This is a genomic window from Bacillus sp. sid0103 (assembly GCF_019219025.1).
Genome location: NZ_JAHUWN010000015.1, coordinates 40257 through 66593, shown reverse-complemented (window position 1 = coordinate 66593; position 26337 = coordinate 40257). Strand labels below are relative to the sequence as shown.

The 26337-nt window shown below is 39.3% G+C and carries 33 protein-coding genes and 2 pseudogenes; 8 read left to right on the top strand and 27 right to left on the bottom strand.

What is annotated here, in order from left to right; translation table 11 throughout:
- Positions 1–67: 67 nt before the first annotated feature.
- The 3 genes from KW850_RS17310 to yugI form a co-directional block, all read right to left on the bottom strand.
- A complete protein-coding gene (locus tag KW850_RS17310) occupies positions 68–1351 on the bottom strand; it encodes a Glu/Leu/Phe/Val family dehydrogenase (RefSeq protein WP_218348833.1) in 1284 nt (427 codons plus the stop codon).
- Positions 1352–1537: 186 nt separating this feature from the next.
- Positions 1538–2743: an ornithine--oxo-acid transaminase gene (locus KW850_RS17305; RefSeq protein WP_218348832.1), complete on the bottom strand. Its 1206-nt coding sequence runs from the start codon at positions 2741–2743 to the stop codon at positions 1538–1540.
- A 210-nt stretch (positions 2744–2953) separates the two neighbouring features.
- Complete coding sequence (yugI, locus tag KW850_RS17300) at positions 2954–3340, bottom strand: S1 domain-containing post-transcriptional regulator GSP13 (protein WP_218348831.1); 387 nt, start codon at positions 3338–3340, stop codon at positions 2954–2956.
- 336 nt (positions 3341–3676) lie between these two features.
- Here yugI and KW850_RS17295 point away from each other — a divergent pair.
- Positions 3677–3871: pseudogene (locus KW850_RS17295) on the top strand (helix-turn-helix domain-containing protein); the annotation flags it as partial.
- Between the two features lie 162 nt (positions 3872–4033).
- Here the strand turns inward: KW850_RS17295 and KW850_RS17290 are convergent.
- From KW850_RS17290 to KW850_RS17260, 7 genes are all read right to left on the bottom strand, one after another.
- On the bottom strand, positions 4034–4297 hold the full coding sequence (locus KW850_RS17290; RefSeq protein WP_218348828.1) for a DUF1871 family protein: 264 nt from the start codon (positions 4295–4297) through the stop codon (positions 4034–4036).
- A 50-nt stretch (positions 4298–4347) separates the two neighbouring features.
- Positions 4348–4725: a PH domain-containing protein gene (locus KW850_RS17285; protein WP_218348826.1), complete on the bottom strand. Its 378-nt coding sequence runs from the start codon at positions 4723–4725 to the stop codon at positions 4348–4350.
- Positions 4726–5106: 381 nt separating this feature from the next.
- On the bottom strand, positions 5107–6306 hold the full coding sequence (locus KW850_RS17280; protein WP_218348824.1) for an alanyl-tRNA editing protein: 1200 nt from the start codon (positions 6304–6306) through the stop codon (positions 5107–5109).
- Positions 6307–6447: 141 nt separating this feature from the next.
- Positions 6448–6867 carry a polyadenylate binding domain-containing protein gene (locus KW850_RS17275; RefSeq protein ID WP_218348823.1) on the bottom strand — a complete coding sequence of 140 codons (420 nt, stop codon included), beginning with the start codon at positions 6865–6867 and terminating at the stop codon, positions 6448–6450.
- 165 nt (positions 6868–7032) lie between these two features.
- On the bottom strand, positions 7033–7581 hold the full coding sequence (locus KW850_RS17270; RefSeq protein ID WP_218348821.1) for a superoxide dismutase family protein: 549 nt from the start codon (positions 7579–7581) through the stop codon (positions 7033–7035).
- Between the two features lie 96 nt (positions 7582–7677).
- Positions 7678–7887 carry a hypothetical protein gene (locus tag KW850_RS17265; RefSeq protein WP_218348820.1) on the bottom strand — a complete coding sequence of 70 codons (210 nt, stop codon included), beginning with the start codon at positions 7885–7887 and terminating at the stop codon, positions 7678–7680.
- A gap of 74 nt (positions 7888–7961) precedes the next feature.
- Positions 7962–8705 (bottom strand): peptidylprolyl isomerase, encoded by a 744-nt coding sequence (locus KW850_RS17260; protein ID WP_218348819.1) that lies wholly within the window; start codon positions 8703–8705, stop codon positions 7962–7964.
- 167 nt (positions 8706–8872) lie between these two features.
- Here KW850_RS17260 and kapB point away from each other — a divergent pair, with 167 nt between their 5' ends.
- Positions 8873–9259, top strand: a complete 387-nt coding sequence (gene kapB, locus KW850_RS17255; RefSeq protein WP_218348818.1) for a kinase-associated lipoprotein KapB — start codon at positions 8873–8875, stop codon at positions 9257–9259.
- 85 nt (positions 9260–9344) lie between these two features.
- Here kapB and kapD read toward each other — a convergent pair whose 3' ends face one another.
- The 9 genes from kapD to KW850_RS17210 form a co-directional block, all read right to left on the bottom strand.
- Positions 9345–9968 carry a 3'-5' exonuclease KapD gene (kapD, locus tag KW850_RS17250; RefSeq protein ID WP_218348817.1) on the bottom strand — a complete coding sequence of 208 codons (624 nt, stop codon included), beginning with the start codon at positions 9966–9968 and terminating at the stop codon, positions 9345–9347.
- 180 nt (positions 9969–10148) lie between these two features.
- The gene (locus KW850_RS17245) at positions 10149–10532 is read right to left on the bottom strand and encodes a hotdog fold thioesterase (protein WP_218348816.1); all 384 of its coding nucleotides are present in this window, start codon (positions 10530–10532) and stop codon (positions 10149–10151) included.
- 121 nt (positions 10533–10653) lie between these two features.
- A complete protein-coding gene (locus KW850_RS17240) occupies positions 10654–10878 on the bottom strand; it encodes a hypothetical protein (protein WP_218348815.1) in 225 nt (74 codons plus the stop codon).
- Positions 10879–11131: 253 nt separating this feature from the next.
- A complete protein-coding gene (locus KW850_RS17235; protein ID WP_218348814.1) occupies positions 11132–12637 on the bottom strand; it encodes a leucyl aminopeptidase in 1506 nt (501 codons plus the stop codon).
- 116 nt (positions 12638–12753) lie between these two features.
- Positions 12754–13362: a 3D domain-containing protein gene (locus KW850_RS17230; RefSeq protein ID WP_218348808.1), complete on the bottom strand. Its 609-nt coding sequence runs from the start codon at positions 13360–13362 to the stop codon at positions 12754–12756.
- Between the two features lie 125 nt (positions 13363–13487).
- The gene (locus KW850_RS17225; protein ID WP_218348807.1) at positions 13488–13811 is read right to left on the bottom strand and encodes a YuiB family protein; all 324 of its coding nucleotides are present in this window, start codon (positions 13809–13811) and stop codon (positions 13488–13490) included.
- A 158-nt stretch (positions 13812–13969) separates the two neighbouring features.
- Positions 13970–14095, bottom strand: coding sequence for a YuiA family protein (locus KW850_RS17220; RefSeq protein WP_218348806.1), 126 nt, complete (start codon positions 14093–14095; stop codon positions 13970–13972).
- Between the two features lie 158 nt (positions 14096–14253).
- Positions 14254–14784 carry an NUDIX domain-containing protein gene (locus KW850_RS17215; RefSeq protein WP_218348805.1) on the bottom strand — a complete coding sequence of 177 codons (531 nt, stop codon included), beginning with the start codon at positions 14782–14784 and terminating at the stop codon, positions 14254–14256.
- Between the two features lie 55 nt (positions 14785–14839).
- On the bottom strand, positions 14840–16057 hold the full coding sequence (locus tag KW850_RS17210) for an NAD(P)/FAD-dependent oxidoreductase (RefSeq protein WP_218348804.1): 1218 nt from the start codon (positions 16055–16057) through the stop codon (positions 14840–14842).
- Between the two features lie 465 nt (positions 16058–16522).
- Between KW850_RS17210 and KW850_RS17205 the strand changes: the two genes are divergently transcribed.
- The gene (locus KW850_RS17205) at positions 16523–17521 is read left to right on the top strand and encodes an NAD(P)/FAD-dependent oxidoreductase (RefSeq protein WP_218348803.1); all 999 of its coding nucleotides are present in this window, start codon (positions 16523–16525) and stop codon (positions 17519–17521) included.
- A gap of 86 nt (positions 17522–17607) precedes the next feature.
- Here the strand turns inward: KW850_RS17205 and erpA are convergent, their stop codons facing one another.
- Positions 17608–17973: an iron-sulfur cluster insertion protein ErpA gene (gene erpA / locus KW850_RS17200; protein ID WP_218348802.1), complete on the bottom strand. Its 366-nt coding sequence runs from the start codon at positions 17971–17973 to the stop codon at positions 17608–17610.
- A 169-nt stretch (positions 17974–18142) separates the two neighbouring features.
- Positions 18143–18382, bottom strand: coding sequence for a YuzB family protein (locus KW850_RS17195; protein ID WP_218348801.1), 240 nt, complete (start codon positions 18380–18382; stop codon positions 18143–18145).
- Positions 18383–18609: 227 nt separating this feature from the next.
- Between KW850_RS17195 and KW850_RS17190 the strand changes: the two genes are divergently transcribed.
- On the top strand, positions 18610–19677 hold the full coding sequence (locus KW850_RS17190; RefSeq protein WP_218348800.1) for an NAD(P)/FAD-dependent oxidoreductase: 1068 nt from the start codon (positions 18610–18612) through the stop codon (positions 19675–19677).
- Positions 19678–19754: 77 nt separating this feature from the next.
- On the opposite strand, the gene KW850_RS17185 is transcribed toward KW850_RS17190, so the two are convergent.
- Positions 19755–20081 (bottom strand): YuzD family protein, encoded by a 327-nt coding sequence (locus KW850_RS17185; RefSeq protein ID WP_218348799.1) that lies wholly within the window; start codon positions 20079–20081, stop codon positions 19755–19757.
- Positions 20082–20245: 164 nt separating this feature from the next.
- On the opposite strand from KW850_RS17185, the pseudogene KW850_RS17180 reads away from it, so the two are divergent.
- Positions 20246–20470, top strand: a pseudogene (locus KW850_RS17180) (NifU family protein); the annotation flags it as partial.
- A gap of 38 nt (positions 20471–20508) precedes the next feature.
- Here KW850_RS17180 and yutH read toward each other — a convergent pair.
- Positions 20509–21519, bottom strand: coding sequence for a spore coat putative kinase YutH (gene yutH / locus KW850_RS17175; RefSeq protein WP_218348797.1), 1011 nt, complete (start codon positions 21517–21519; stop codon positions 20509–20511).
- 195 nt (positions 21520–21714) lie between these two features.
- On the opposite strand from yutH, the gene KW850_RS17170 reads away from it, so the two are divergent.
- A complete protein-coding gene (locus KW850_RS17170; RefSeq protein WP_218348796.1) occupies positions 21715–22218 on the top strand; it encodes a phosphatidylglycerophosphatase A family protein in 504 nt (167 codons plus the stop codon).
- A gap of 337 nt (positions 22219–22555) precedes the next feature.
- Here the strand turns inward: KW850_RS17170 and KW850_RS17165 are convergent, their stop codons facing one another.
- The 3 genes from KW850_RS17165 to KW850_RS17155 form a co-directional block, all read right to left on the bottom strand.
- Positions 22556–23320, bottom strand: coding sequence for a TIGR01457 family HAD-type hydrolase (locus tag KW850_RS17165; protein WP_218348795.1), 765 nt, complete (start codon positions 23318–23320; stop codon positions 22556–22558).
- A gap of 64 nt (positions 23321–23384) precedes the next feature.
- Complete coding sequence (locus KW850_RS17160; protein WP_218348794.1) at positions 23385–23822, bottom strand: DUF86 domain-containing protein; 438 nt, start codon at positions 23820–23822, stop codon at positions 23385–23387.
- A gap of 32 nt (positions 23823–23854) precedes the next feature.
- Positions 23855–25147 carry an EAL domain-containing protein gene (locus tag KW850_RS17155; protein ID WP_218348793.1) on the bottom strand — a complete coding sequence of 431 codons (1293 nt, stop codon included), beginning with the start codon at positions 25145–25147 and terminating at the stop codon, positions 23855–23857.
- 189 nt (positions 25148–25336) lie between these two features.
- On the opposite strand from KW850_RS17155, the gene KW850_RS17150 reads away from it, so the two are divergent.
- Both KW850_RS17150 and KW850_RS17145 read left to right on the top strand, forming a co-directional pair.
- On the top strand, positions 25337–25603 hold the full coding sequence (locus tag KW850_RS17150) for a DUF3055 domain-containing protein (protein ID WP_218348792.1): 267 nt from the start codon (positions 25337–25339) through the stop codon (positions 25601–25603).
- Positions 25604–25658: 55 nt separating this feature from the next.
- The gene (locus KW850_RS17145; protein WP_218348791.1) at positions 25659–25949 is read left to right on the top strand and encodes a cytosolic protein; all 291 of its coding nucleotides are present in this window, start codon (positions 25659–25661) and stop codon (positions 25947–25949) included.
- Between the two features lie 26 nt (positions 25950–25975).
- Here KW850_RS17145 and KW850_RS17140 read toward each other — a convergent pair whose 3' ends face one another.
- Positions 25976–26251 carry a YutD family protein gene (locus tag KW850_RS17140; protein WP_218348790.1) on the bottom strand — a complete coding sequence of 92 codons (276 nt, stop codon included), beginning with the start codon at positions 26249–26251 and terminating at the stop codon, positions 25976–25978.
- Positions 26252–26337 lie beyond the last annotated feature (86 nt).

Genomic DNA, 26337 nt, shown 5'->3' with positions numbered 1-26337 from the left:
TTGCAAAAACTAGCTTAGTTCACCGTAAAAAAACTTCCTTACATCGTAATGATGCAAGGAAGTTTTTTTATACCCAGCCTCTAAATAATGATGCCTCTGCCATTTTTCTGACACCAATCATATATGCTGCTAAACGCATATTTACATTGTTTGTTTGTGCCAGCTCGTAAATATCATGGAACGATTTTATCAGTTTATTATGCAATTTCACTTCTACTTCCTCTTCACTCCAATAATAACCTTGCTTATTTTGAACCCATTCAAAATAGGAAACAGTCACACCGCCTGCTCCTGCCAAAACATCTGGAACGAGCAGTATTCCGCGGTCAGTGAGAATAGAAGTTGCCTCTAGCGACGTCGGCCCATTTGCAGCTTCCACGACAATTTTCGCCTTAATATTGTGGACATTCTGCACAGTAATTTGGTTGGAAATTGCTGCAGGAACCAACACATCACATTCCTGTTCGAGCAATTCCTGATTGGTAATGGTCCCCTCGAAAAGCGTCGTGATTGTACCAAAGCTGTCACGGCGGTCGAGCAGATAATTTATATTTAATCCATCTGGATTATAAAGGGCACCATAAACATCAGAAATTCCAACTACAATCGCTCCAGCATCATGCATAAACTTGGCAATATAACTGCCGGCGTTCCCAAATCCTTGAACAATCACACGGGCTCCTTTGATGTTAATGCCGCGTTTTTTGGCTGCCTCTTTAATACAAATGGTTACTCCCTTTGCTCCCGCCTTTTCACGGCCTTCAGAACCTCCTAACACAAGTGGTTTGCCTGTTATAAAGCCAGAAGAATCAAATTGGCGGAGACGGCTGTATTCATCCATCATCCACGCCATAATCTGAGAATTGGTGTACATATCGGGTGCAGGGATATCCTTCGTTGGTCCAACAATTTGACTTATCGCTCGCACATATCCTCGGCTTAATCGCTCAAGTTCACCAAAAGACATCGTTCGCGGGTTACAAAGAATCGCCCCTTTTCCCCCGCCAAAAGGTAAATCGGCAATTCCACACTTTAAACTCATCCACATCGATAATGCCTTCACATCATTCGCTGTCACTTGAGGATGAAAGCGGACCCCGCCCATGGTTGGTCCAATCGCATCATTATGCTGGGCCCTAAACCCGTTAAATATTTTGGTAGAACCATCATCCATCCGCACTGGAATTCTTACATCTGACATTCGTAATGGTTCTTTCAATAATTCGTACATTTCTTCGTTATAGCCCATCTTTTTTAATGCATCATGAATAACAATTTGTGTTGATGTGAGCAGGTCTAATTTCTCTATTCCCTTTTCACCACCACTATTTGTTACATCATATATCCCCATTTTTGCACCCCTGGTTTTTAACTATGGCTATTTTCGCATAGATTGTTGTTTTTCGTATAAGTTCATCAACCCGTAAACCTAGATGCTTCGTGGCATCTTTTCGTAAGAACATTTGCGAAGATTGCCTAGAAACTTAGTAAATGATCCTTATTAAGATCCAAAAGCACAAAGTTTACGAATAGTGCTTTAACTATTTCCAAGTACGTTGTTGATCCTCTCTATTGCCCAATCCAATTCTTCTTTAGTAATTACAAGCGGCGGTGCAAAACGAATAACTGTATCATGTGTTTCTTTACATAATAACCCTTGCTCCTTTAATTGCTCACAGTATTTGCGGGCAGGCTGCGTTAGTTCTACACCGATAAATAAGCCTCGACCACGAATATCTTTAATCATCGGATTGTTAATTTCTTTCAATTTGTTAATAAAATACTCACCAAGTTCTAGTGATTTTTCAGCAAGCTTTTCATCAACAATCACATCAAGTGCCGCAATGGAAACCGCACATGCCATCGGATTTCCTCCAAAGGTAGATCCATGCGATCCCGGATTAAACACACCTAGAATATCTTTGTTAGCAACTACACACGAAATAGGGAACACGCCTCCGCCAAGTGCTTTCCCGAGAATATACATGTCCGGTTCGATTCCTTCCCACTCGCTAGCAAACATTTTACCAGTCCGGGCCAAGCCAGCTTGGATTTCATCAGCAATAAACAGAATATTGTTTTCTTTACATAAATCAAAGGCAGCCTTCATGAAGCCTGCAGGCGGAATCACAATTCCTGCCTCTCCCTGAATCGGTTCAATTAAGAATGCAGCCGTATTGGGCGAAATTGCCGCTTTTAATGCCGCTAAATCACCATATGGGATCAGTTCAATCCCTGGGAGCATCGGACCAAACCCGCGTTTATATTCCTCGTCGGATGAAAGGGAAACAGCTGTCATAGTCCTGCCGTGAAAGTTTCCAACACAAGCAATAATTTCTGCTTGGTTCTCTGCCACACCCTTGACATCATAACTCCAGCGTCGTGCTGCTTTCACCGCCGTCTCCACTGCTTCTGCCCCAGTATTCATTGGAAGTACCATATCTTTTTTCGTCAACTGACAAACTTTTTCATACCATGGGCCAAGCTGGTCATTGTGGAAGGCTCGTGAAGTTAAGGTAACTTTATCTGCTTGGTCCTTTAATGCTTGAATAATTTTAGGGTGACGATGCCCTTGGTTTACAGCTGAATAGGCACTAAGCATGTCCATATATTTGTTACCTTCAGGATCCTCTACCCACACACCTTCTGCACGAGTAATCACAATTGGGAGCGGATGATAATTTTTTGCTCCATATTTCTCTGTCTTAGCAATTACTTCATTCGTATTTACATTGGTTGTCATAAAAACTCCTCCGTTTAGCGAAAAAATATGACCATATAGTTCTATTGTAGCCGAGCATGAAAAAAGAATGAACACCTCAGCAAAACTTTATAAATGGAAAAGGCTCTGTTTTTGTATATTTTGTGGAATTGTAAAATAAAAAAAGCCTAGCCCCATGCAAATTAACGCATTGGGTCTAGGCTTCTCTTGAAATTATTTTTTTATTAAATCTTATCGTTGTGACTGGTCAATCCATTCTTGCAGTTTATCTTTTAATGTGTTAAAACCTTGTTGGCCTTCCACTTCCGGAATAATCGCTGCCACTTGGCGTTTACGAGGCTTCTTTGCTTTTGGAGCAGCCTGTTGAACAGGAGCTTCCTCTGTGGCACGGATGGAAAGTCCAATTTTCCCTGCACCTTCATCTACTGATAAAACTTTAACCTTGATTTCGTCCCCTACTTTAAGGTGGTCATTAATATCTTTAACGTAACCATGTGTAATTTCAGAAATGTGGACAAGGCCTTGAGTATTATCGTCTAGCGCTACAAACGCTCCATATGGTTGAATTCCTGTTACCTTACCTGTTAAAATACTTCCAGTTTCGATCTTTTCTGACATGAAAACACTCCTAATTAAATAATTATTTTATCCCTTATATACGCATTATAATACTATATCACAAAGAATCCCTTAAATCAAAAAGGAATGAGAATAAACTTCCCTGCAAAAGGAATGATTTAGCAAAATTCTTGAGACTCATGCGGGCACTGAGCAGGTGAAACCCCTTAGTGAGGAAGACCGAGGAGGCGCCAAACGGGCGATCCCACGGAAAGGGAGTAAATTAATTCAAAAGTTAATTCTTAACAGATTGTTCAAGGAAAAGGAAAGAAAGATTTACCAAACGTGTTAAACTAATAGTGAGGAAATCTATTTTTAAAGGAGAGGTGAATCAGTTTGAATACAATCGGCCAAACCATTAAAAATGCCCGCGAAATGCTCAACATGTCTCAGGAGGAGCTGGCACAAAAGGTAAGAGTGGGAATCCAAACCATTGAAAAGTACGAATCTGGGGAACAAGTTCCAAGCACACAAACATTGTTAAAGTTATCTACTGTTTTAGATCTTCCTGCTGCAGAATTATTAGAACAGAAATAGTGATAAAAAAATAATTTGGTAAAAAAATCATTTTTTCTGTTCACAACTGTATAAAAGAAAGGAATACTGGTTAACCTTATATCATAAGGCTTTCTAGTATTCCCCCTTTTTGAAGTGGACATTCATTATTGGAATGTCCTTTTTTTGCTTGTACTATTAAATGGAACAAGCATCATTTGTTTTTATCATTAATAATTCTTTGGCTATTTTTAAACATTCTTCGATCGGTATGATTTTTTCAAATGAAAATTCATAAATGCTTTGAATTCTTTTCGCCAACTCATTAGAATCATCGAGTTCATGGATCGCTTGAATCGTATCAGCGATTTCTGTGTCATATCCACCATTCGTTAATCGGAATGGGTCCCACTCATTTAATATATCCACATATTGTAAATTCGTCTGCAATTCTTTTCTCATTGTCTTTAACCCCTAATTTATTGCATAATTTTAACCCATGCGTATTGAACTTATTTTAGCACATATTCCGCAAGAACACTTTGAAGTTCATAGATGTTCAAGTTCTTATTAAATTGCTTTTGAAGTGGCAATGCATTCCCAGATATCCAAATTTTCAATTCAGCATCTAAATCAAAGTTACCTGCGGTTTCAATACTGAAATGAGTAATGCTTTTATATGGAATAGAATGATACTCTACCTTTTTCCCCGTTAATCCCTGTTTATCCACTAGGATTAAGCGTTTATTGGTGAAAATAAACATATCACGAATTAACTTGTACGCTTTATCTATGTTTTCATTCGGTGAAAGGACTTTCCCGAATTCTCTCTGGACATCAGAGACATTCACTTCGGAGGCATTCCCCATTAAACCATCTAAAAAACCCATTGACTTCACCCTCTTATCCTAATAATTTGCTTCAAGCCCAATCTTCCCTTTTGTTATATAAGCACTTTTATATTGCCCTGGTGTAACTCCCGTATACTTTACTCAAAAAATCGCATGAATTATTATTTTTCATTTTCATCCACATTCACCTTAAAAAAATGTTAAAAATATCATTTTTTTAATATCATTGTAAATTCCTAGATTATAAAATTCAAGTATCAACCTTAAAGGGGGCTATAAACAAATGCAGAGAAAAAAGTGGTTTACCAAATTGATTAGAGATTGAAGTAACCACTCAACATCGAAGATAAAACATAGTTTCCGTAAAGAGCCTTAATTAAGCATAATAGGCCTCCTGGATTGGAGGCCTGTTTTTTTGAGCTAGCGTGTTTTTTCTAAAATCTGCTGAAGCATTTGCTCCCCAGACAGTAGTGCCTCACCGCCGCCCTGGGCAAAGGAATCATTTCCCCCGCCCTTTCCGTTAATAAGTGGAAGGACATTGGCGATGACTTTTTTCATGCTTTCTGTTCCAACCTGTCCACGCGCACAAACAAGCTGGAGCCGGTTATCATTTTCAGACACAAAGTAAACAATAGCGTTCTCTTCTTCAGTAGTAATGATCCGGGCCAGCTTCTGCAGTTCTTGAATGGATCGATTTTGAAACACTTCCCTGACGAGCTTATACTGCTCCTTATCATTCCCTCTTCCTAGTAAGTCTTTCGCCTCATAATGAAGGAGATTTTCCTGTGTTTGTTCAAGGGCTTTTTCTATTGCCTTGTTCGTTTCAAGAAGACGAAGGACTGCTTGCTCCATTTCTTTTTCAGGTGCATTGAGGAGTTTCGTTAATTCTAGAAGAACCTTTTGTTTTTGCCCCAGTTGTGTAACCACCCGGTTTCCACAAACAAATTGAACACGCACCTTTTTCTTTTGACGTTCCCAATCTAATACTTTTATCGCGCGTACCTCGAAAGTCCCCTTTGGATGGGTCCCGCCGCAACCATTATCATCAAAATTAGGAATAATCACTAGTCGGATATCCTCTTTAACTTTTGTCTCTTTACGGAGCTTATAATGAGACAGTTCATCTTCCGTCACCCATTTGGTCTCGATCGGCCTGTTTTCTAGGATGATTTGATTGGCAAGTTCCTCAGCCTCCTGTACTTGTTGCTGGCTAAGATTTTCCGTCTCTAAATCGATTGTGAGCAGCTCAGCACCTAAATGGAACCCGACCGTTTTGTACGTAAATAGGTGATCAAAAGCGGCAGATAAAATATGCTGGCCAGCATGTTGCTGCATGTGATCCAAGCGTCTTTTCCAATCGATCTTCCCGATGACTTCCTTTTCAACGTCATCTAACGGCCTGTCCAAATAATGACGAATTTCTCCATCGATTTCTTCGACATTTAGTACATTTCTATCAGCAAGCGTTCCCAAGTCGTGTGGCTGACCGCCGCCGGTAGGATAAAAGGCGGTTTGATTTAATACAACGTACCAGTTGCCAGCAGTATTTTGTTCTTGTTTTACCACCTTTGCTATAAATGTTCGTAAATATGGATCCTGATAATACAGTTTGTTCTCCATTTTGCTGCACACACTCCTATGTATTATTAACTAGTATATATACTTATTGTCGGGAAAAAGAGGGGATAAATCAAGGTATATGAAAACTGCCCCTTTATGAAAGGGACAGTTTTCAATGCAACAAATCCTAGTTGTTCATGGTTACTTCTTATCTTTTCGCTGGCCAAACGTTGGTGGTTTTTGTCCACTTTGCTGGGAACCACCCATGCCTTGTGGGAATCCAGTCTGTTGACCGCCCATCATAGGGGAATAGCCAGGCATTTGGTGGCCTCCCATTTGTGGATAACCCATATGTGGGTGGCCTCCCGTTTGCGGATAGCCTCCCATTTGTGGGTGGCCTCCCATTTGCGGATAGCCTCCCATTTGTGGGTGGCCTCCCATTTGCGGATAGCCTCCCATTTGTGGGTGGCCCCCCATTTGCGGATAGCCTCCCATTTGTGGGTAGCCTCCCATTTGCGGATAGCCTCCCATTTGCGGATAGCCTCCCATTTGCGGATAGCCTCCCATTTGCTGGTATCCAGGTTGTCCCGGATATCCTCCAAAGAATTGTCTTTTTTCCAAACTTATCGCCTCCTAAACCGTCTCCATGCTAGTGTATGTCCACTTTTAGGATAAGCTTAGATTCTTACCTAATTTTAAGAAAAAAATAAAAACCATCAACTATAACAATGAAAATCCTCACAACTAAAAAAAGCTATCACGTTTAGTTGATAGCCTTTCAAAATATTATTTCTCATCTTGTGCTTTCTTCTGACCAGCTTGTTTATTTTTTGTAATTTCACCACAGGCAATCCGTTTTCCAGAGTCTCCTGAAGGCTGTGTCATACCATCATCTTTTCTTTCATCAATCACGATCGTTGTTCCCTCTTTAGTAAACAATGATGTCTTTCCATCTTTTAAGGTTACATTGGGTGCCATTAAATCAGCTTTTACAGACCCATCATCATCAACAATTAAGTTAGGTAAATCCCCTGCATGGGCACCTTTAGGGTGGAGAAGCCCATGTTCCTTATTATCGGGATTAAAATGATTTCCTGCTGATTTAAAATCTGGGGCTTCACACTTTCCACTGTTATGGATATGAATGGCATGTTCCCCCGCGGTAAGGCCCTTTAAATCTACTGATAATTTTACGCCGCTAGCTTGCTCAGCTACCTTTACTTTACCGAGGGAATCCCCGACCGCGTTATACATCTCCACATCAAGCTTTCTGATATTCTTTTCAGTGCATCCTGTAAGAATGAGCAGTGGAATGATCAACCAGCTTTTCTTCATATGTATACCCCCACACTAGACAATTTGCCCTTAGTATGGTCAATCCCTCTCTCCTTTATCCAATCGAAGAATAAAAGAAAAAGGAACAGTATCGGGTTAACTGTTCCTTTGAGAGTGCTCTTGATTTTTCAATTGTTCTTCTAATTCTTTTGCCTTTCTAGCCTCCCGTTTCGAGACCAATACGATTAAACGCATCGTAAGAAAGGCACCGATTATGAAAATCAACAAGCTGATCGCAGCAGGTATATATTCTGATTTATCTTCTGGAAAGTATAAAAATAACGAAAGTACGGATGGCTGAAACATTTTTCTCTCCCTTTCTCTAAAGGACATGCTCTAAAAATTAATTATAGCAATAAAAAACATTTCATACCACTTGGTTATTCTTCTAACACCTTAATCTTCTTAATGATAACGTCTTTTTCGGGTTTATCTTGGGCACCAACAGGAGTGTCTGCAATTTTATCTACGACATCCATGCCTTCAATTACTTGGCCAAAAACAGTATGACGATGGTCGAGCCATGGTGTGCCACCGTTTTTATCATAAGCTTCAATAATATCTTTTGGATAGCCTGCTTTTTCCATTTGTTCTTTCATGGCTGGATCCAGTGACGAGCTTTGGACAATAAAAAACTGACTTCCATTCGTGTTGCTGCCCGAATTAGCCATCGATAAGGCACCACGGAGATTATACAGGTTTTTAGAAAATTCATCTTCAAAAGGCTGTCCGTAAATGCTCTCCCCGCCAGTCCCGTTACCACTCGGGTCACCACCCTGAATCATAAAATCTTTAATGACCCTGTGAAAAATCAATCCATCATAGTAACCTTTTTTACCATGTTCTACAAAGTTCTCAACAGCTTTCGGGGCATACTCTGGAAACAATTTGATCTTGATGTTTCCCATTGACGTTTCCATTTCAACAAGCTTTTCATTATCAAGCACTTCTGTTGAAAGCTGAGGATAGACGACATTAGTCACTTTTTGTTCCCCTTCCTTCTGTTCTGTTTTGGGCGCGGTGGTTTTAGGTGCAGATTCTTCTTTCTTCGTGCTTGTCCCACAGGCAGCCAAAACTAAAACAATTGTAAATAATGTTATGAAGAATTGCAGATTCTTTCTCATATATCTTTCCTCCAATTTTTTCACTTTAACCGAAATTTTATTTTTCACATTGTTTTTAATTTACTATGTTTCATATTAAAATGGAAGAGGAAAAGCGAGAGGCCTTTTTTAGGAGCCGCAGCTAGACTGTTTTAAATTATAAATCATTGTCGTGAGGGGTGTTGGTGATGTCAGAATTGCATATCGGTCAGATTGTTACTGCCATTTATAAAACGGGGAAATATATCGGGGAAATAACAGATGTACGCCCTCAGCATTATTTAGTGAGGGTTCTTGCTGTACTTAAACATCCAATGCAAGGAGATTTACATAACCCTAAAGATGCGGATGTGCTTTTTTTTCATGAGAGAAAAGCACTCAGTTATCGTGAGCAAGCGAATATTCCTTTCAAAATGGTGAAGCCTTATGAAAATGAAGTTCCTGATTATTTGGAATCGTTAAAAGAGACGTTAGCCAAAATGAAACAGGAATTAGCAGAAACACCTTCAGAATGGGCTGAGATGAGTCTAAGAGCCTTGGAATCGCTTGAGAGGGATTATAAACTAAAAGCGTAAGGCCTGTTCTGCCGGGGCTGGTGCACTCCGAACTGAGACCTTGTTATAACATAAAAGGCCAAATCAATATGAATGATTTGGCCTTTTATGCGAATTCGCTTAATAACTTGGAGAAATCAATCCGGTCCCCAATGGTTGTTGGTTCTGGTTTTTCTAAATAACGTTTATCCTTTTCAACGAGTTTGAATATATTAAAGGTAGTCAATGCATCGTCTAGTGCCCGGTGATGTTTGCCTGTCCCTTCTTTTCCATATTCCTGAACCGCCTTCCAGAGGCCGGTTTGGTTCTGATCACCAAAGAACCGTTTATATTCCATGGAAAGATCCAATTCAGCTGCTTTTAGGGGAAATGGAACCCCTGCCTTTAAACAATTATGCCGAAGCACCTTCATATCCATATTTCCCCAAGTAACAATGGTTGTTTCATAATTCTGCTTATTGAACTCCTCCAATTTCTTCACAAGCTCAAAAATAGATAACCCATTGTCTACCTGCTGCTGAGAAATATGTAAAAAGGATTTACAGCGTTCAGTAAGTTTTGGGAACTTAAGAGGAGTAACAAAGGATGAAAATTGTTCTGTCACTTGGTCATCAACGACCGCAACAATTCCGACTTCGATAATTTCCGCATAAAAATCCTTCATGCGAACATTCCGTTCAGGCATTGTAAACTCAAAATCGATAAACAAATATTGCCGTCTTGCCCTCATCAATTTCACCACCTTTACGTTTCCTCTTACTACATTATATAAAGAAACATGTACAAAAAATTGTGCTATTTTTCTATTTTTTCTTATATTATAACACGAAATTAAAGTTAATTTTTTAAATTTTTAATCAATATAAATAAAAAAGAATGGCTATGAACTCCATTCCAATTTAAATTATGCTTATTTTTTCAATTTAATGACTGCCATGGTACATCTTGATACGCAAATAAGGCGATCCTGCTCGTCTGTGATTTTAATATCCCACACTTGGGTTGTTTTACCTTGATGCAGTACAGTAGCAATGGCTGTAACCTGACCCTCAGATTTAGGACGAACATGATTTGCATTAATCTCTAACCCGGCAACAGCCTCTGTTTCTTTATCTACTAGTTCATAGGCACCTACACTAGCAACCGTTTCTGCCAATGCAACAGATGCCCCGCCGTGCAGGATGCCGTGCGGTTGGAGAGTTCGCCCATCCACAGGCATGGTTGCCATTACCTTTCCCTTTTCGAGTTGGGTTATTTCAATTCCAAGTGACTGAAGTAATGTATTTTCAATCATTTTGATTCCTCCTGTATGTAAGCTGATGCTATCTATATAAACTATTCGCTTTATAAACGTATTTTCCTTTAAATCATCACTTTTTCCATAAAAAAACAGCCCAAGAGCTGTTTTTTTCGTTTTAGTAATAATATGGGGCACCGTAGCCTGGAAACGGGCCTGGAACGCCAAACGGCGGTGGTGGTGGATAAAAACCAGGATATCCGTAACCGCCATAAAATGGCCGGCTAATTAACGCGCCTCCTAATAAGCCGCCTAAAAAGCCGCCAAGTAACGGCAATCCAAAACCAAAGCCAATAAATCTTTGGTCCCCTCCCTGATGAGGATTCCGATAATAAGGATACATGCAGCAAACCTCCTTCCTCTATACTTGCCTACACTATTTCATATGCGACATGAAGGGGTTTGGAGTGGGCAAACTAAACATCCGAAAATGGAGATTTAGTCAGAGATGTAGGAGGTATCTTACCCTGCTGGCCTTGGGACGGAGGCTCCGGGCAAAAAGAGAGCTTTATCTTACATTAGTAGCTATTCACCGAGGAATCCCGTAGAATAAAAAAACTGTCCTCAAAAGGTACTTATGAGGACAGTAAAAGTAATTATTTGATTGGTTCAAACCGTTCTACAAATAAGGCAAGGGTACGGGTCATGACTCCGGTTGCACCGGCAGGACCTAAATCATATGCCTTCGAAGTAGTGGCTGTCCCGGCAATATCTAAGTGGACCCAAGGTGTGCCTTCTGCAAATTCACCAATAAATGCACCAGCAACAAGCGCATGGCCTTCACTGCCAGGGGAATTATTTAAATCGGCGACTTTACTGTTTCTAACTCGCTCAATCTCCGTTTCAAACAATGGCAGCTGCCACATCTGCTCGCCTGCTTCTCTAGAAGCCTCCAAGACTTGATCATATAATGGTTCATGATTGGTCATTGCCCCTGTCGTATGGAGGCCGAGGGCCGTAATGACTCCACCGGTTAACGTAGCCACATCAACAAGGTAATCGGCGCCATGATGTTTAGCATAGGTGACCGCATCTGCTAAAACAAGGCGGCCTTCAGCATCCGTATTTAATACCTCAATGGTTTTACCGCTCATTGATGTAATTACATCATCAGGCTTAAAGGCATGGCCGCTAATCATATTATCTGTAGAAGGAATGACCGCGACCACGTTTTGCTCGGGCTGTATCTCCCCGATGATTTCCATTGCGCCTAAAACCGCTGCTGCTCCACCCATATCAGTTTTCATCCCCACGATCCCTGATTTAGTTTTTATGGAATAACCGCCCGTATCAAAAGTAATCCCTTTGCCTACTAAGCCGATGACATCTGTCCATTCATCTTTTCCTTGATATTTTATGACAATCATTTTCGGCGGTTCTGTTGACCCCTGGTTCACTGCAAGGAATGCTCCCATTCCGAGTTTCTCTATTTCGGCCTTTTCTAAGATTTCCACTTCGAATGTATATTTACTCCCTAGTTCCTGTGCGTAATTAGCCATATCTGTTGCCGTTAACAGATTGCCCGGAATGTTCACGAGTGTTCGTGCTGAATTAGTCCCTCTTCCAAACGCATATCCTACGGTTAACGAGGCTTGGACTTCTTCTGCTTCTACGGTATCACAATAAATCGTTAGCTGACCCAGCTTTTTCTCCGGTTCATTCGATTTTTGTTTGTACCCTTCAAATTGATAAGTGGAGAGGGCAAAGGCTTCACTCATCGCATGCGCTGCATCTAAAGCATCAACTTTCTCGGATGTAAAGGAATCTAAATAAACCGCAATTTCTTCAAGCTTACTTGCTTTCACTTCTTTAAAAAGCCGGCCAAACGCTGATTTTAATGTTTCAAAAGAAAACTCCTTCTCTTTCCCAAGACCTACAAACCAAATTCGCTTTGGACCGATTTTACCTAAACTATGTACTTTACTGTTACTCTTTAATTTAGCAGATATATCACCCGATTTTACCAATTCCGTTAACTGCCCATTAAACTTCTCATCGATGATAGCTAATTTTCCAGAAAATTTTTCTGGTTTATCAAAAAGGCCTATGACTAAACCTTCCTGCTCTGTTGATAGTTCTAATTCCTGTTTAACATAAAACAAACTACCTCACCTCCATATTATTCGTGTTTAATTATAGCGAATAACCGTGCTTATTTCGAGCAACTAATTATCTTAAATCTTCTAGTAAAAATAAAAAACAGGCCCGCAGCCTGCTTCTATCTTTTTTCAGAACTAATATACTGTCCACGGAAAACTTGCATCGATTTATCCTCATTTAAGTCCTTCAGTGTTTGTTCAGTCAGTTTTCCATTTCCTTTTTGTACCACATAGATATCGAGTTCCTTTTTCCCCCACTTATTATAAACATCTTCAACAGTTTCATAATAGAGGTCTAGTTCATTCCCTTTTATGGCCCCGCCTTTATCGGCAACCACACCATAACCGTATCCTGGGATAAAGAGAATTGTACCGATTGGAAATACATTTAAATCGGCTGCGATGGTTGAAAATAAATCACGTTTTACTTTTACACCCGAGTAAGTAATCCCATATTCAGGATGGCCTTTACTTTTTCCTGTTGATTCCACTCCTGCAGTATAACCAGTAGCAGTAACCGTTAATTTAGGGTATTTAGACCAATCGATTTCGTTCTCTAAGGACCTTTGTGTTCCTGATACAGGTTCAGTCGAAGCAAGAACAGACGCAAATTGGGTTAAAAACGATTGTGCATTGACTCCAGAGATTGATTGGAAGGTCGCAAAGACTGCCATTAAGAAGAGACATACCATGGCAAAACGCCTTGTCCAATGTTTCATATTATTCATCAAAATTTTCACTCCTCCCAAAATATTCATTCCCAAGCTGAAGGAAAATATTCAAAAAAGGAAAAGGAAAATTTTACAGGAGTGGATCAATTTACAAAAAAAGACTCTTACCTATTGTAAAAGTCCTAAAACATCTGATATCCATTTTTTCGTAATAGTTTGATTGTGAAGCCTGCCGCAACCGCGCCAGCTAGTCCGCTTATTAAAATAAGAATATCTGCAGTGGCTAACGAAGTAAATCTTTGGCCCAAATCAGTAAATGCCATTTTACTATTTGTAAAATACTCACTAAAACGCACTTTATCTACAATAAAAATTGCCACAATAGGATAAACTACAGCCATAACCCATGACATTCTAAGCAGCATATTGAGAATAAATCCAATCCCAAAAAATAATACAAAGAATAGTAAAATCGATATGATTAAGACAACAATGCTCATTTGCATCCGAGATTCCCCCTTATACATCAACATTTAGTGTACTGAATGTCGAAAAAGGAGTCAATATAAACGAAATTTTTTCTTTCCCATACAAAAAAAAGCCCTCCGAAAATGATTCGAAGAAGCGCATTGAGTCGTTATCGATTCAGACAATAATACCTGCCTTATTCTTTTTTCTTACCAGTTCCTCCACAGCAACTACATGTTTCGGATCCACCTAGGACCAGTTGAAAATAACCTTTCCCCGAACAATAATCACAAGTCTTTGAATCTACGCTTTTAACTGTCATGGTTCTTTCATCTCCTCAACTAATTAACTTAATTTTCTGATAATATATCAAGAATTCGCTAAAAAGGAAAGGACGGAAATTGGGCAAATTCGAACGAGAAAGCGGATACATGTCAAGTTTTCTTCCAATAACGAGATGTTCCTTGAATTTTCTAAAAATTACAAAAATAATTTATAAGCTGTATAGCCAAACTGGTCACCAGGGTTAAGACCCTCTATAGCTTGCTTTGAGAAGGTAATGTCATTTCTGATCAGGTATTGAAGGATAATGGATGCGTCTTTTTCGAGGAGCAACTCTTCCGGTGCCATAAATTTTGCTTCAAAGAGCTCGTTATCCTGATGGCTCACCTCTACTTCATTCACGGGTTCAAGAAGAAAATGGAGTAAATTATCACTGATTTCTCCATTGATTACACCGGTCCTTAGCCCAATGAGTCCTTTCACCCGACATTGGATGCCGGTTTCTTCGAGGACTTCCCTAATTACGGCTTCATCTGCTGTTTCTCCTATCTCAACAAAGCCTGCGGGGAGCGACCATTGGCCTTTTAGGCCTCCATAGCGTTTCTTAACAACTAGCCACTGCCCATCTTTTGACTTTACAACCCCCGCAACAGCTAACCAAACCTTGCCCCGTTTTTCACGATTACTCACCGAATCTCCCCCTTGCACAGAATTAATTAATTTAATCATATCAAAAAGGGACAGATTTCTCTGTCCCTGAAACGAAATTTTCGCCCTTTTCTTATTAGAAAACGTTAAACTTCCCTTTTTTCAATACAAGTCCGGCGCCGCCAATCATGTAAAGAGAGCGATTATCGACTACTTTTTTCATGAAGGATGCTTTTGCACCTGTTATTTTCTTACCGAATACAACACCAATTGCATCATCTTCACCAAGGGAACAAACGGTTCCTTTGTTGTCGAATTTGAAAACTTCTAACTCTGATTTATTACGTACTAATGCCGCAATATTGCGTGCACATACTTCACCCTGCTGCATAGCAATTTGTGCAGTCGGTGGATATGGACGGTTGATTTCTTCATTAATCATGAGAGAGCTGTCACCGATCATGAAGATATCATCGAAACCAGGAACGCGAAGATCTGGCTGAACTTTTACTCTGCCTCTCATTGCTTCAAAACCTGATTTTTCTACGATAGAGTTCCCTCGAATTCCAGCGGCCCATACTACAGTACCAGCCTTGATTTCACGTGGCTCCTCTTCACCTTTTGCTACAACAATGCCATCTTCAGTACATTCTTTAATCGCTGTTCCGATTAAGAATTCGACGCCTTTACGTTCTAATTGGGACACAGCATAATTCACTAGTTCTGGTTCAAAACCTGGAAGTACTGTTGGGGCAGCTTCAACACAAATAATTTTTACTTTGTGAGAATCAACATCATATTCATGGCATAATTCCGGAATTCGATTTGTTAATTCACCAAGGAATTCAATTCCTGTAAAGCCAGCACCACCAACAACGATCGTCAAACGATTGTCGTTTTTCACTTCTTCCATATTGTATGTGGCAAATTGGTATTCAATATGTTCACGCAATTGACGTGAAGAATTTACATTTGAGATTCCGAATGCAAATTCTTTTAATCCTTTAATTCCAAATGTTTCTGGCTCACCGCCAAGGGCAATAACAAGGTAGTCATAGTTGACTTCGCCTTTTTCTAAAATAACTTTCTTTTCATCTTTATTAATTTCCATTACAGTATCTTGAACAAAATCCACCTTACTGCTGTCGATTACATCACGGATATCATAACGTACTCGGTCGTGATGCAATGTTCCTGCAGAAGCCTCATGCAGCCATGTGGTTTCATAATGGTAGTCATTTTTATTCACTAATACAATGTCAGCTTCATTAACGCCGATTAACTTCTGTAAGCGAACTGTTGTCATTAGTCCACCGTAACCAGCACCAAGAATCACAATTTTAGGCTTTCTCAAAGTGATCACTTCCACCCTTAATATTTTTTAGATAAACCCTTTTTTTCTTAGTTTCCACTGCAATGACCATTTTTATTTTGTATAATAAAAAAATGTATGTGATATAATTCACGAACATGACTAAAAAAAACGAACTTCCTGGAATGAATATAGGTCAAGCGAGGAATTTTGCTAAGAATGTAAGAATGTAATTATTTTACTTTGTGACACCAAAATGTGCTTTTTATGTCACAAATATTTAACAATCTATCCTCAATACATCTTATGCTACTTTTATACGATTATCAAGCAATTTTCATAAATTTTTCTCTTAGGTTATGGAGAAAATTGAATCACATTAGGATTAATAAACAATGTTTTAAAAATTGCCTCAATTGTGAATATTACCCTTTAAAGATGTGAGAATTTTCTATTTTGTGATATTATAATGAATGGAGATGTTACTACAGGTTGGAGGGATACGGAGTGCAAGCAGAACAAAAAGTTTATGACATAACAATCATTGGTGGGGGTCCAACTGGTCTTTTTACTGCCTTTTACGGTGGAATGAGACAAGCATCGGTGAAAATTATTGAGAGTTTACCACAATTAGGCGGTCAATTATCAGCGCTTTATCCGGAAAAATATATTTACGATGTTGCCGGTTTCCCAAAAATCCGTGCACAAGAATTAATAAATAATTTAAAAGAACAAATGAGCAAATTCGAACCAACAGTTGCACTTGAGCAATCTGTTGAAAAATTGGAAAAGCTGGAAGATGGAACATTTAAATTAACAACGAATAAAGAAGTCCATTATTCTAAAACCATTATTATTACAGCTGGAAATGGTGCATTCCAACCACGACGTCTAGAACTCGAAAGTGCGGCTCAATATGAGCGTAAAAATCTTTACTACTTTATCGAGGATTTAAATAAATTTGCCGGTCAAAAAGTGGTTGTTTTTGGCGGCGGCGATTCTGCAGTTGACTGGGCCTTAATGCTTGAGCCTATTGCAGAACAAGTTTCAATTGTCCACCGTAGAGATAAGTTCCGTGCACACGAGCATAGTGTTGAAAACTTATTTAACTCAAAAGTGGATGTGAAAACACCTTATGTACCTGCTGAACTAATTGGTGATGAAAGCGGCATTAAACAGGTTGTTCTTGAAACCGTTACTGGTGATGAGAAAGTAACACTAGATGTGGATGCCGTTATTTGTAACTATGGATTTGTCTCTTCGTTAGGACCAATTAAGGAATGGGGCTTAGAAATCGAAAAGAATTCGATTGTCGTTAATTCGAAAATGGAAACAAACATTCCTGGAATATATGGTGCGGGTGATATTTGCACGTATGAAGGTAAAGTAAAGTTAATCGCGTGCGGCTTTGGTGAAGCACCAACAGCTGTTAATAACGCAAAAGCGTTTATTGATCCAAAAGCCAAAATTCAGCCATTACACAGCTCGTCTATGTTCAATAATTAAAGTGGCAGCGTCAGTATAGACGGAGTTTTCCTAGAGGAGATAATGAAAAAAGCGTCCCCCATTGTGGACGCTTTTTTCATTAATAATTAGCATTCTTCCGGAGTACCTGTAGCTGTAGCCGTACGGAATGATGAACCGCATCCGCATGATGCGATCGCATTAGGATTTTCAATCGTAAAGCCTCCGCCCATCATTGATTCTTTATAATCAATTTTGGTTCCTTGTAAAATGGCTGCACTCTCTTTATCAACTAAAATCTGAATTCCAAATTGTTCAATCTTCAAATCATCATCATTTACTGTATGATCAAAACCCATCCCATAGGATAAACCGCTGCAGCCGCCGCCTTTTACACTTACACGCAACAGTGCACCTTCTTCTTCGTTATGCTTCATCATTTCTTTAATATGCAACGATGCTGCTTCTGTTAAAATAACTACATCATTACTCATAATATTCCCTCCCGATATGAGGCTTTTCTTAAATTATATACAGAGTTTATTCACTACTCAAATAATCAGTTTCCATTAATTATTTTATGCCATATATATTAATAAGGGAGCGGCATGCTCCCCCTATATTTATTGTCCAGCTCCACCCCTAGGGGTGTTTCCGCTTATCTTAAAACATCGGATTTTCTTCTAAATACTGATAAATGTTATCGACCAGCTCATCAGGAGTTTTCCCAGTTACTACTTCTCCGTTAACGAGTGCATATAGCGCGGACGCACATTTTCCGCAATATCCAAGACATCCGTATTCAATAATATCCAAATTAGGATCTTTTTCTAATTTCTCCAGTGCCTTTTGTGCACCATTCGCAAGATTGCTTACGCAAAATTCGATGATGGGTTGAATCATTGCTTTCACCTCTCCACAACTAATTATCCTACTCTATTTATACTGCTCCGTCAAATACCATGATTACTATCTCAATGTCAAGAAAATCATGAATTTTGTTGTTATTTCGACACAATTCCGCTATACTCGTATTTGGAAAAGGAACGGAATTATTATTTTAGAATTTATTTTTTGACACTTTAGCCAACTCTAAATATGAAAACCTGATACTAAAAGGGGAAATAAAAATGAAAAACCTTGTAATTCTAGGTGGCGGCTACGGCGGGATGAAGATATTAAGCGAGCTTCTCCCAAACCATTTACCAGAAGACGTGATTATAACACTTGTGGACCGTGTACCCTACCATTGCTTAAAAACGGAGTACTACGCATTAGCTGCAGGAACAATCTCTGACAAAGAAGTAAGGGTTGCTTTTCCGGAACACCCACGACTAAAAGTAATGTATGGTGAGGTTATCGGTATTCAGACAACTGAAAAACAGATAATACTAAAAGACGCCGAACCGATTGTCTATGATGAATTAATCATTGGTCTTGGCTGTGAGGACAAGTATCATGATGTCCCCGGAGCGGATCAGTTTACTTACAGTATACAGTCTATTGAAAAATCTCGACTTACCTACTCCGTTTTAAACAATTTGGGCCCTGGCTCCGTTGTTGGCATTGTTGGGGCGGGTCTCAGCGGCGTAGAGTTAGCAAGTGAATTAAGTGAAAGCCGGGATGATTTAACCATCAAATTATTTGATAGAGGCAAGCATATCCTCTCCTCGTTCCCGGAACGGTTAAGCAAATATGTAGAAAATTGGTTTGTAAAGAACAATGTTGAAATAATAAACAGCTCTAATATTACCAAGGTCGAAGAAAATTTATTATATAATCACGATGTGCCGATCCATTGTGATGTAATCGTCTGGACAGCAGGAATCCAAGCCAATAAAATTGTCCGCAATATGGACGGGGAAAAAGATGGAATGGGAAGACTCGTTTTAACCCCACTCCACCATTTACCAAATGATGAACACATCTTTATAGTCGGAGATTGTGCAAGTCTTCCTCATGCACCAAGTGCACAATTAGCGGAAGGACAAGCAGAACAAATTGTCGAAGTATTAAAAAGACGTTGGAAAGGCGAAGAGCCTCCAACCTCCTTCCCACAAATTAAATTAAAGGGAATCCTTGGTTCCCTTGGCAAAAAGCATGGGTTTGGGATGATGGCTGACCGCGCCATTACAGGTCGTGTCGCCCGTCTGCTTAAATCCGGTATACTGTGGATGTACAAATTCCATAATGGGTGATCATAAATTCCGCTTTCGTTTTATGACGGCTGAATTCAGACAAAAAAGCATTCCTTTTCGTGGAATGCTTTTTTGTTTTATATAGCCTGATAACCGTATTTCTCTAGTTCGGAAAAAATGGTCTTTAATCGCGGGTTCCCTTCGCCAACAATTTTTTCTTTGACGACTACCACCGGATAAAACATATCCTCCTCAATTACTTTTTTGGCAAAGTTACGTTTTTCGCTCTCCCCTGCCGGTTGATAAATGTCAACATACGTCATTTTAAAGGGCTGGTCAGGAAATTTTCTGGCGATAGCCGCTTCCAGCCATTCAAATGTTTCTTTGGAAGATGGTAAATTTACACAGCTCGGGCACAATTGTTCAGCCCCATAAACTACAATTTCTACTTCAGTTCTATTCATCTAATCATTCCTGTCTTTTTATTTCAGGTTAACTCATTTTTACGAAAATAACCAAGGAAATGTCTATAAATCTGTGTTTTCCTAATTTCTGATAATGGATTTTTCACGATGATGACATTATAATATAAATTATAGGAAGGGAGTCGATTAATTTGGCAGAACAAGAAATCTTTGAACAAGTTCAAGAAGTATTAGATAAATTACGTCCATTTCTTCTTCGCGACGGCGGAGATTGTGAATTAGTAGATGTTGAGGATGGCATTGTCAAACTTCGCCTGCTAGGTGCATGCGGCAGCTGCCCAAGTTCAACAATCACTCTTAAAGCTGGTATCGAAAGAGCACTTTTAGAAGAAGTACCAGGCATTGTTGAAGTAGAGCAAGTATTCTAATAAAAAAGCGATTACCCCAAGGTAATCGCTTTTTTTATTTAGTAAAGCCATTCCAATAGGGGCAATTTTAAACGCTTAATCGGCGCATCTGTTAGTTGATAAAAGCGAGCCAAAAACCGTTCATATTCACCGGACTGCCGTAAAATTCTCATTAACTTTTCTTCCAATATCTTTTTATCCTGTTCCGATGTAGTTATATAATAACTTTCAATACATTCAAAGTAATGGAGCGGGAAAATCAAACGGGAATACAACAACCGCCAGGAAAAAGGCGACAACTGAGCAATACTTTGATACTCTTCAAAAAAGCGCTTTAATTCCACATCATAGGTTTGGGAATTGTGAAAATATCTTTCCCTTGTCCATTCAGCTATATCTCGGCTGCGATGGTCAAGTACCCAATCGAACGGATTTTTGATCATATAATGATTGACCGGCCCCCAGGTCTTTTGAGTAAAACGTTCATGACAAACGGTACCGCTATCCGTATCAAGTGGTTCATCATCAATCTCTGTATCCACTAAATATTGAATAGCGTTCTCCGTTAAGCCAAGGTAATACGGAAAAGAATCAATAAACATCCGTTGGAATTCATCTTCCGGTGTTTGAAACAGAAGACCATTCCATACCTTTTCCATTTGCTCCAGCCGCTTCTCCCATAATGACTTCCATTGTCCGATCCTGCTTGACCTCTCAATTTGAAAGGGAACCTTTCTGCCTCGCTCATGGAATTTAGCCAATTTCCTGCCCAATTTAATTTTCTTTTGTTCTTCCATTTGCCGATTGGCAAGGACACAATATTTACTTTTTTCCCATTCCGTAATAAATTGACCTTCTTTGGTGGGCAAAAAGACAGGGACATTTTGATCGCCATAATTTCGTAAATGCTCGGCGATTTTTTCAAGTTCGACAATATCTTCTTCTTCCTTGCCTGTTGGTCTCGAGATTAAATAGAGCCAGCCATTCCCTCTTAACGCGTCATACGTATCTAGTTTTACATATTCATCGACCGAAATGCCATATTGATTTTCCAGCATTTTCTGCAGCATAGGGTCCACCTCATTTCTTTCCCTTTTCTTACTTCATGTATATGTTTTAGCTTCATAAAACTTGTTCCTGAATAACGTTGAAAAATGAAGGATAATATAAGGCTTTAACTATGCTCTTTTTTAGAATGAATTTGCATAAGTTAGAATAATACAGTATATATATAGTGAAAATCCATAGAAAAGGTGATCAGAGGAATGGCAGACGACAAAAACGTAAATCTAACCGAAGAAACGGCACGCAGATGGCTGAAAGAAAGAGGCGTCGAAGTACAGGATATCGCTGATTTAGTTTTCTTTTTGCAGGAAAAATATCACGAGAACTTGAAAATGGAAGACTGTTTAGCCAACGTGGAACGAGTTCTTTCAAAACGTGAGGTTCAGAATGCAATTTTAACAGGAATACAGCTCGATATACTTGCCGAAAAAGGAATGCTCGAAGAGCCTCTTCAATCGATCATTGGCACAGATGAAAGCCTCTATGGTGTGGATGAAATTCTAGCCTTTTCGATTGTCAATGTTTACGGATCAATCGGTTTTACGAATTACGGTTATATCGACAAGTTAAAACCAGGAATATTATCGCATTTAAATGATAAATCAACAGGAGAATGCCATACTTTTTTAGATGATATCGTTGGGGCAATTGCTGCTGCGGCATCCAGCAGACTTGCTCACCGGGCCGCACGTGAAGGGAAATAACAACAAAAAGCGCAAGCGCCCGTTTAGCGGCGTATGGACTGGAGCGCTCCAACTGAGATAAAAGAAAACTGAAAAGCGGAAGCGACTTGTCCAGGGGCGACAGGCATAAGACGAGCCGGCGAGAAGGTTGCTCTTTAACCTTCTTGACGGATTGGCTTATGACCCCGAGCCCCTAGGCGCTGTAGCTAGACAACACGGAGAGCGTTAGCGATTCGATGTTGACTTATCGTAGGGCGGAGAGCGAAGTACACTAGCCGCTGGGCGCTGGAGCTGGATTCAGAGTACTAACTCAATTTTTATCCATATTTAAAAAAAGGATGGGTTCCCCCATCCTTTTTTACATCTCCCATTGATCTAAGGAATCAATCGTATAAGTTGGCATTCGGTCATAGCCAGCTAACAGTTCTTTTGTCGTAACCCCTGTATGTACCAATAATGTATCCACCCCTGCGTTCATGCCTGCTAGGATATCGGTGTCATAATAATCGCCGACCATTAATGTCTCTTCCTTAGCAGTCCCTAAGACCTTTAAAGCCTGTTCCATAATAATGGATTCAGGCTTGCCAATAAAAATCGGTTTAGTTTGTGTGGAAACCGTAATCACGGATGTTAGTGAACCATTCCCAGGGACCAGCCCTCGTTCAGTTGGAATGGCGATATCTCCATTTGTTGAAATGAACGTCGCACCGTTACGAACGGCCAAACAGGCGACCGTCAATTTTTCATAACTAATTTCTCGATCGATTCCGACCACGACAAACTCGGCATCTTCTCCGCCATATTTTAGGCCCTTTTCAGCTATCGCCGTCCGAATCCCCTCTTCTCCAATCACATATACGGTTGCATCATTATTCCGTTCATAAATATAATTGGCCGTTGCTTGGCTCGTTGTAAAAACCTGCTTCTCTTGTGCGGGGATATCAAACTGAGTTAACTTTTCAGCCACCTGTGCCGGCGTCCTTGATGAATTATTGGTCACAAAAAGATAAGGGATTTGTAGGTCCCTGAGTTTCTTCACGAAGTCTGATGAGGCTTCAATCCGCTCTGAGCCTTTATACATTGTTCCATCTAAATCAATTAAATACCCTTTGTATTTTTTCATAAATAATCACTCCTAAAGGTTTAGTTCTTAAATAAAGTAAAAGACCGCACAAACGGTCTTATTATCAGTTTTTAAACGCCGAAACCGGACCTAATTCAGTTGCGAGATACTCACGGACGTTGGACGCAAAGTTCACCAACTCATGGATATGCTTTGAAAACGTCTGCTGAAGATCATGATGGTCAACATCTGTATAAAATTGGACTAGCTTTTTCCGATATTGAATCAGGATCTTTAGGCAATTGCCCGTTTCAGTTGAAATTACTTTTTCGTCCATTAAAATATCAATGATGTCTTCATAACTCCCTGGGTCACGCATAATAAACCCATCAATCATCGAATTTCCGACGTCGAGCACGGACTCAATCATGATATGGTTCACTCGCTCTAATGCTGCCTTTTCGAGCGGGGTGGACCACTCTTTTTGACTTAAAAAGAGTCGGATTTGCATTTCTAAATAATTCAGTATCTCTTCAATTTTCTCCCTATCAACAAAATACATATGATCACCTTTTCTTGATTTTTCTAGGATGATTAAATCTTTACAAATGCAGATGGCCGAGCATAAAAGAATCCTTGTGCCAAGTCTACATTATTTCTCCTTAGTACAGATGCCTCTTCCTCGTTTTCAATGCCTTCTGCGACCACAAGGGAACCCGCTTCTCTTGCAATCAGCATTAACCCCTGTAACATAGATTCTTTGACCGAATTTTTATCAATATTTGAAATGACAGAACGGTCAATTTTAATAATATCTGGCATGATTTCGCTGATAATACTCAAACTGGAATACCCTGAACCTGTATCGTCCATAGCAATTTTAAACCCCATTAAGCGAAGCATCTTAATGTTATAGATAAAATTCTTTAAGCCCTCGATTGAATCATTTTCCGTTATCTCAATCGTTATTTGGTTAGGAGAAATACTGGCATATTGCTGCATTAGTTTTTTTAAATCACGAGGAAACCGAATATTTCCAAGTGTTAACGGGGTACAATTAACAAAAATATTTTGCCGGCATCTTGTTGCTTTTATTTGTTTTAAAACTTTCTCAATGACGAGTATTTCAAGTTCGTACAATAAACCTGTTTGCCTCGCAACCGAAAACAATGATAAGGGGCTCTCTAATATCGTTCCATCTGGTCCGCGCGTAAGCATTTCCAAAGCTTTAACTTCTTTTGTTGCTACATCAATAATGGGTTGTGCTAATAATTTAATATCCTTCTTTAAAACGATTTGTTTCATTGAGAAAACCATTTCATTCCATTCCGATTTTACTCTTTTTTCCGCCATCGTAATCGCCTGCCGGCGGGCACTTTCGACAGAATGGATGATGGAAAAGCTCTTTTTTTCCACAAACATATATCCTGATTCAAACTCAGGCTGTAAGGTGGGGTAAAGGTGATAAAGGCTTTTTTCTACGTTGTATATTATTTTACCCATAATCGTATTTATTTCAGAGAGGGAATGGTGAAGATAATCCACTTTTATAAAAAGAGTCAGTCCCTCTTCGTAATAATCATGAAGGGTGATAATATCCTGATTGGCGATTTGCTGTTCTATGGTTTTACGAAAGGTTTTTTTTATTTGCTTATGTATTTGTCCATACTGGTATGGACCGTATTGCTCCACTATTTCATTCATATCCTTTAAATTAAAAACCAGTACCGCGACATCATATCCATTGTTAATAGCTGCTGTTACACCTTCTAACACAGGATTTCGCAATATAAATTGAGGAGGATAAAAACGGATGGACGAAAGAGGTAACAATATCTTTACCCATTGTAGTATATTTTTAACCTTTTCCATGTAACAATGGATCATTCCATCCTTCCTCTCGATGTCAACTTTCGGAAATTTAGATTAATTGTAGCATAATTTGACATTATTCGCTTTTTTCTTTACTAAAAACTTTTGAAAATTGTGTAGAATTCTGTACTCCCCTAGGTTCGCTTTATTTGTTACTATATAGAAGATGTGAAAATAACTATTTTAATTAAAGGAGACCATTAAATGCAAGAACGCTTTTTCTTATACGATGATACAGAAGATACAAAAACCAGATTTGTCAGCTTTGTTGGTGAAAATCAACGCTTTGATTTAGCGATTGTTAAAAGTGACCGCCATTACGGTAAACATCTTGTGCTTGATATGCAAGGCAACCGGTTCGCGATTATCGGTTTAGATGATCTACAAGAGGAAGGGTATATAGAGTACGCTTTTCAATTAAATGAGGAAGAAGCAGAGGAATTACGGTCCTTTTTAATGGAAATCGTGTAAAGGGTCATGAATTACCTTCCCTTTGAAAATAATAGTGCTAAAGGGGGCGTCAATCATGACAGAAAATAAAGAAGAAAAATATACGGAATTATCCAATGTTGAAAAACAAAAGAATTTTATAACAGCTGAAGATTTTCCCGAAGGTCCATATGGTTCGCCAATCCGTCAAAACGAACCAGTTCAGAATAAAAGCACCCCGTGGGAAGAAGGGCAACGGTCATATAGTGCTTTTAATTATGAAAATAAAAGCCTGCATCAGAATCTTCCACGGGAAATGGAAGGGGCCCATCCACCTCATGATGACCCTGCAGAGGATCAACAGCCGCCTTATACAGAATCAACATAAAAAAGGGCCAGCTCGCTGACCCTTTTTTATTTTTTTACTTTTTTCAATACAAAATAAGCACAGCCAAAATTACAGTATTCATAAAGATATTCACTCAGCGTGCTTATTTTTGTATCGAAGGTAGCTTTTTGGTTTTGGTCTTCGAAAAATCCTTTTAAGCGGAGTTGACCATATCCCCAATCCCCTACTACATAATCATATCTTGTCAAAATATCACTAAACCTTCCTTTAAGGGCTTCTTCATTAAATCCGTTTCGATGTTCTTGGACGATTTCATAAACGGTGTTGTTCATTATTATCATGATATTTCACCTCTTTTGCCAGCTAATTCCTAATACCCATTATAACCGATTCCCCATCAATTACTAAGAAAAAAAATCCTCCGAAT

Coding starts and splice junctions, on each gene's coding strand:
- KW850_RS17310 (WP_218348833.1), bottom strand. CDS start 1,351: ATGGGGATATATGATGTAACAAATAGTGGTGGTGAAAAGGGAATAGAG.
- KW850_RS17305 (WP_218348832.1), bottom strand. CDS start 2,743: ATGACAACCAATGTAAATACGAATGAAGTAATTGCTAAGACAGAGAAA.
- yugI (WP_218348831.1), bottom strand. CDS start 3,340: ATGTCAGAAAAGATCGAAACTGGAAGTATTTTAACAGGTAAGGTAACA.
- KW850_RS17290 (WP_218348828.1), bottom strand. CDS start 4,297: ATGAGAAAAGAATTGCAGACGAATTTACAATATGTGGATATATTAAAT.
- KW850_RS17285 (WP_218348826.1), bottom strand. CDS start 4,725: ATGGGTTTTTTAGATGGTTTAATGGGGAATGCCTCCGAAGTGAATGTC.
- KW850_RS17280 (WP_218348824.1), bottom strand. CDS start 6,306: ATGGAGAACAAACTGTATTATCAGGATCCATATTTACGAACATTTATA.
- KW850_RS17270 (WP_218348821.1), bottom strand. CDS start 7,581: ATGAAGAAAAGCTGGTTGATCATTCCACTGCTCATTCTTACAGGATGC.
- KW850_RS17265 (WP_218348820.1), bottom strand. CDS start 7,887: ATGTTTCAGCCATCCGTACTTTCGTTATTTTTATACTTTCCAGAAGAT.
- KW850_RS17260 (WP_218348819.1), bottom strand. CDS start 8,705: ATGAGAAAGAATCTGCAATTCTTCATAACATTATTTACAATTGTTTTA.
- kapB (WP_218348818.1), top strand. CDS start 8,873: ATGTCAGAATTGCATATCGGTCAGATTGTTACTGCCATTTATAAAACG.
- kapD (WP_218348817.1), bottom strand. CDS start 9,968: ATGAGGGCAAGACGGCAATATTTGTTTATCGATTTTGAGTTTACAATG.
- KW850_RS17245 (WP_218348816.1), bottom strand. CDS start 10,532: ATGATTGAAAATACATTACTTCAGTCACTTGGAATTGAAATAACCCAA.
- KW850_RS17240 (WP_218348815.1), bottom strand. CDS start 10,878: ATGTATCCTTATTATCGGAATCCTCATCAGGGAGGGGACCAAAGATTT.
- KW850_RS17230 (WP_218348808.1), bottom strand. CDS start 13,362: ATGAATAATATGAAACATTGGACAAGGCGTTTTGCCATGGTATGTCTC.
- KW850_RS17225 (WP_218348807.1), bottom strand. CDS start 13,811: ATGCAAATGAGCATTGTTGTCTTAATCATATCGATTTTACTATTCTTT.
- KW850_RS17220 (WP_218348806.1), bottom strand. CDS start 14,095: ATGACAGTTAAAAGCGTAGATTCAAAGACTTGTGATTATTGTTCGGGG.
- KW850_RS17215 (WP_218348805.1), bottom strand. CDS start 14,784: ATGATTAAATTAATTAATTCTGTGCAAGGGGGAGATTCGGTGAGTAAT.
- erpA (WP_218348802.1), bottom strand. CDS start 17,973: ATGAGTAATGATGTAGTTATTTTAACAGAAGCAGCATCGTTGCATATT.
- KW850_RS17195 (WP_218348801.1), bottom strand. CDS start 18,382: ATGATTCAACCCATCATCGAATTTTGCGTAAGCAATCTTGCGAATGGT.
- KW850_RS17190 (WP_218348800.1), top strand. CDS start 18,610: ATGAAAAACCTTGTAATTCTAGGTGGCGGCTACGGCGGGATGAAGATA.
- KW850_RS17185 (WP_218348799.1), bottom strand. CDS start 20,081: ATGAATAGAACTGAAGTAGAAATTGTAGTTTATGGGGCTGAACAATTG.
- yutH (WP_218348797.1), bottom strand. CDS start 21,519: ATGCTGCAGAAAATGCTGGAAAATCAATATGGCATTTCGGTCGATGAA.
- KW850_RS17170 (WP_218348796.1), top strand. CDS start 21,715: ATGGCAGACGACAAAAACGTAAATCTAACCGAAGAAACGGCACGCAGA.
- KW850_RS17165 (WP_218348795.1), bottom strand. CDS start 23,320: ATGAAAAAATACAAAGGGTATTTAATTGATTTAGATGGAACAATGTAT.
- KW850_RS17160 (WP_218348794.1), bottom strand. CDS start 23,822: ATGTATTTTGTTGATAGGGAGAAAATTGAAGAGATACTGAATTATTTA.
- KW850_RS17155 (WP_218348793.1), bottom strand. CDS start 25,147: ATGATCCATTGTTACATGGAAAAGGTTAAAAATATACTACAATGGGTA.
- KW850_RS17150 (WP_218348792.1), top strand. CDS start 25,337: ATGCAAGAACGCTTTTTCTTATACGATGATACAGAAGATACAAAAACC.
- KW850_RS17145 (WP_218348791.1), top strand. CDS start 25,659: ATGACAGAAAATAAAGAAGAAAAATATACGGAATTATCCAATGTTGAA.
- KW850_RS17140 (WP_218348790.1), bottom strand. CDS start 26,251: ATGATAATAATGAACAACACCGTTTATGAAATCGTCCAAGAACATCGA.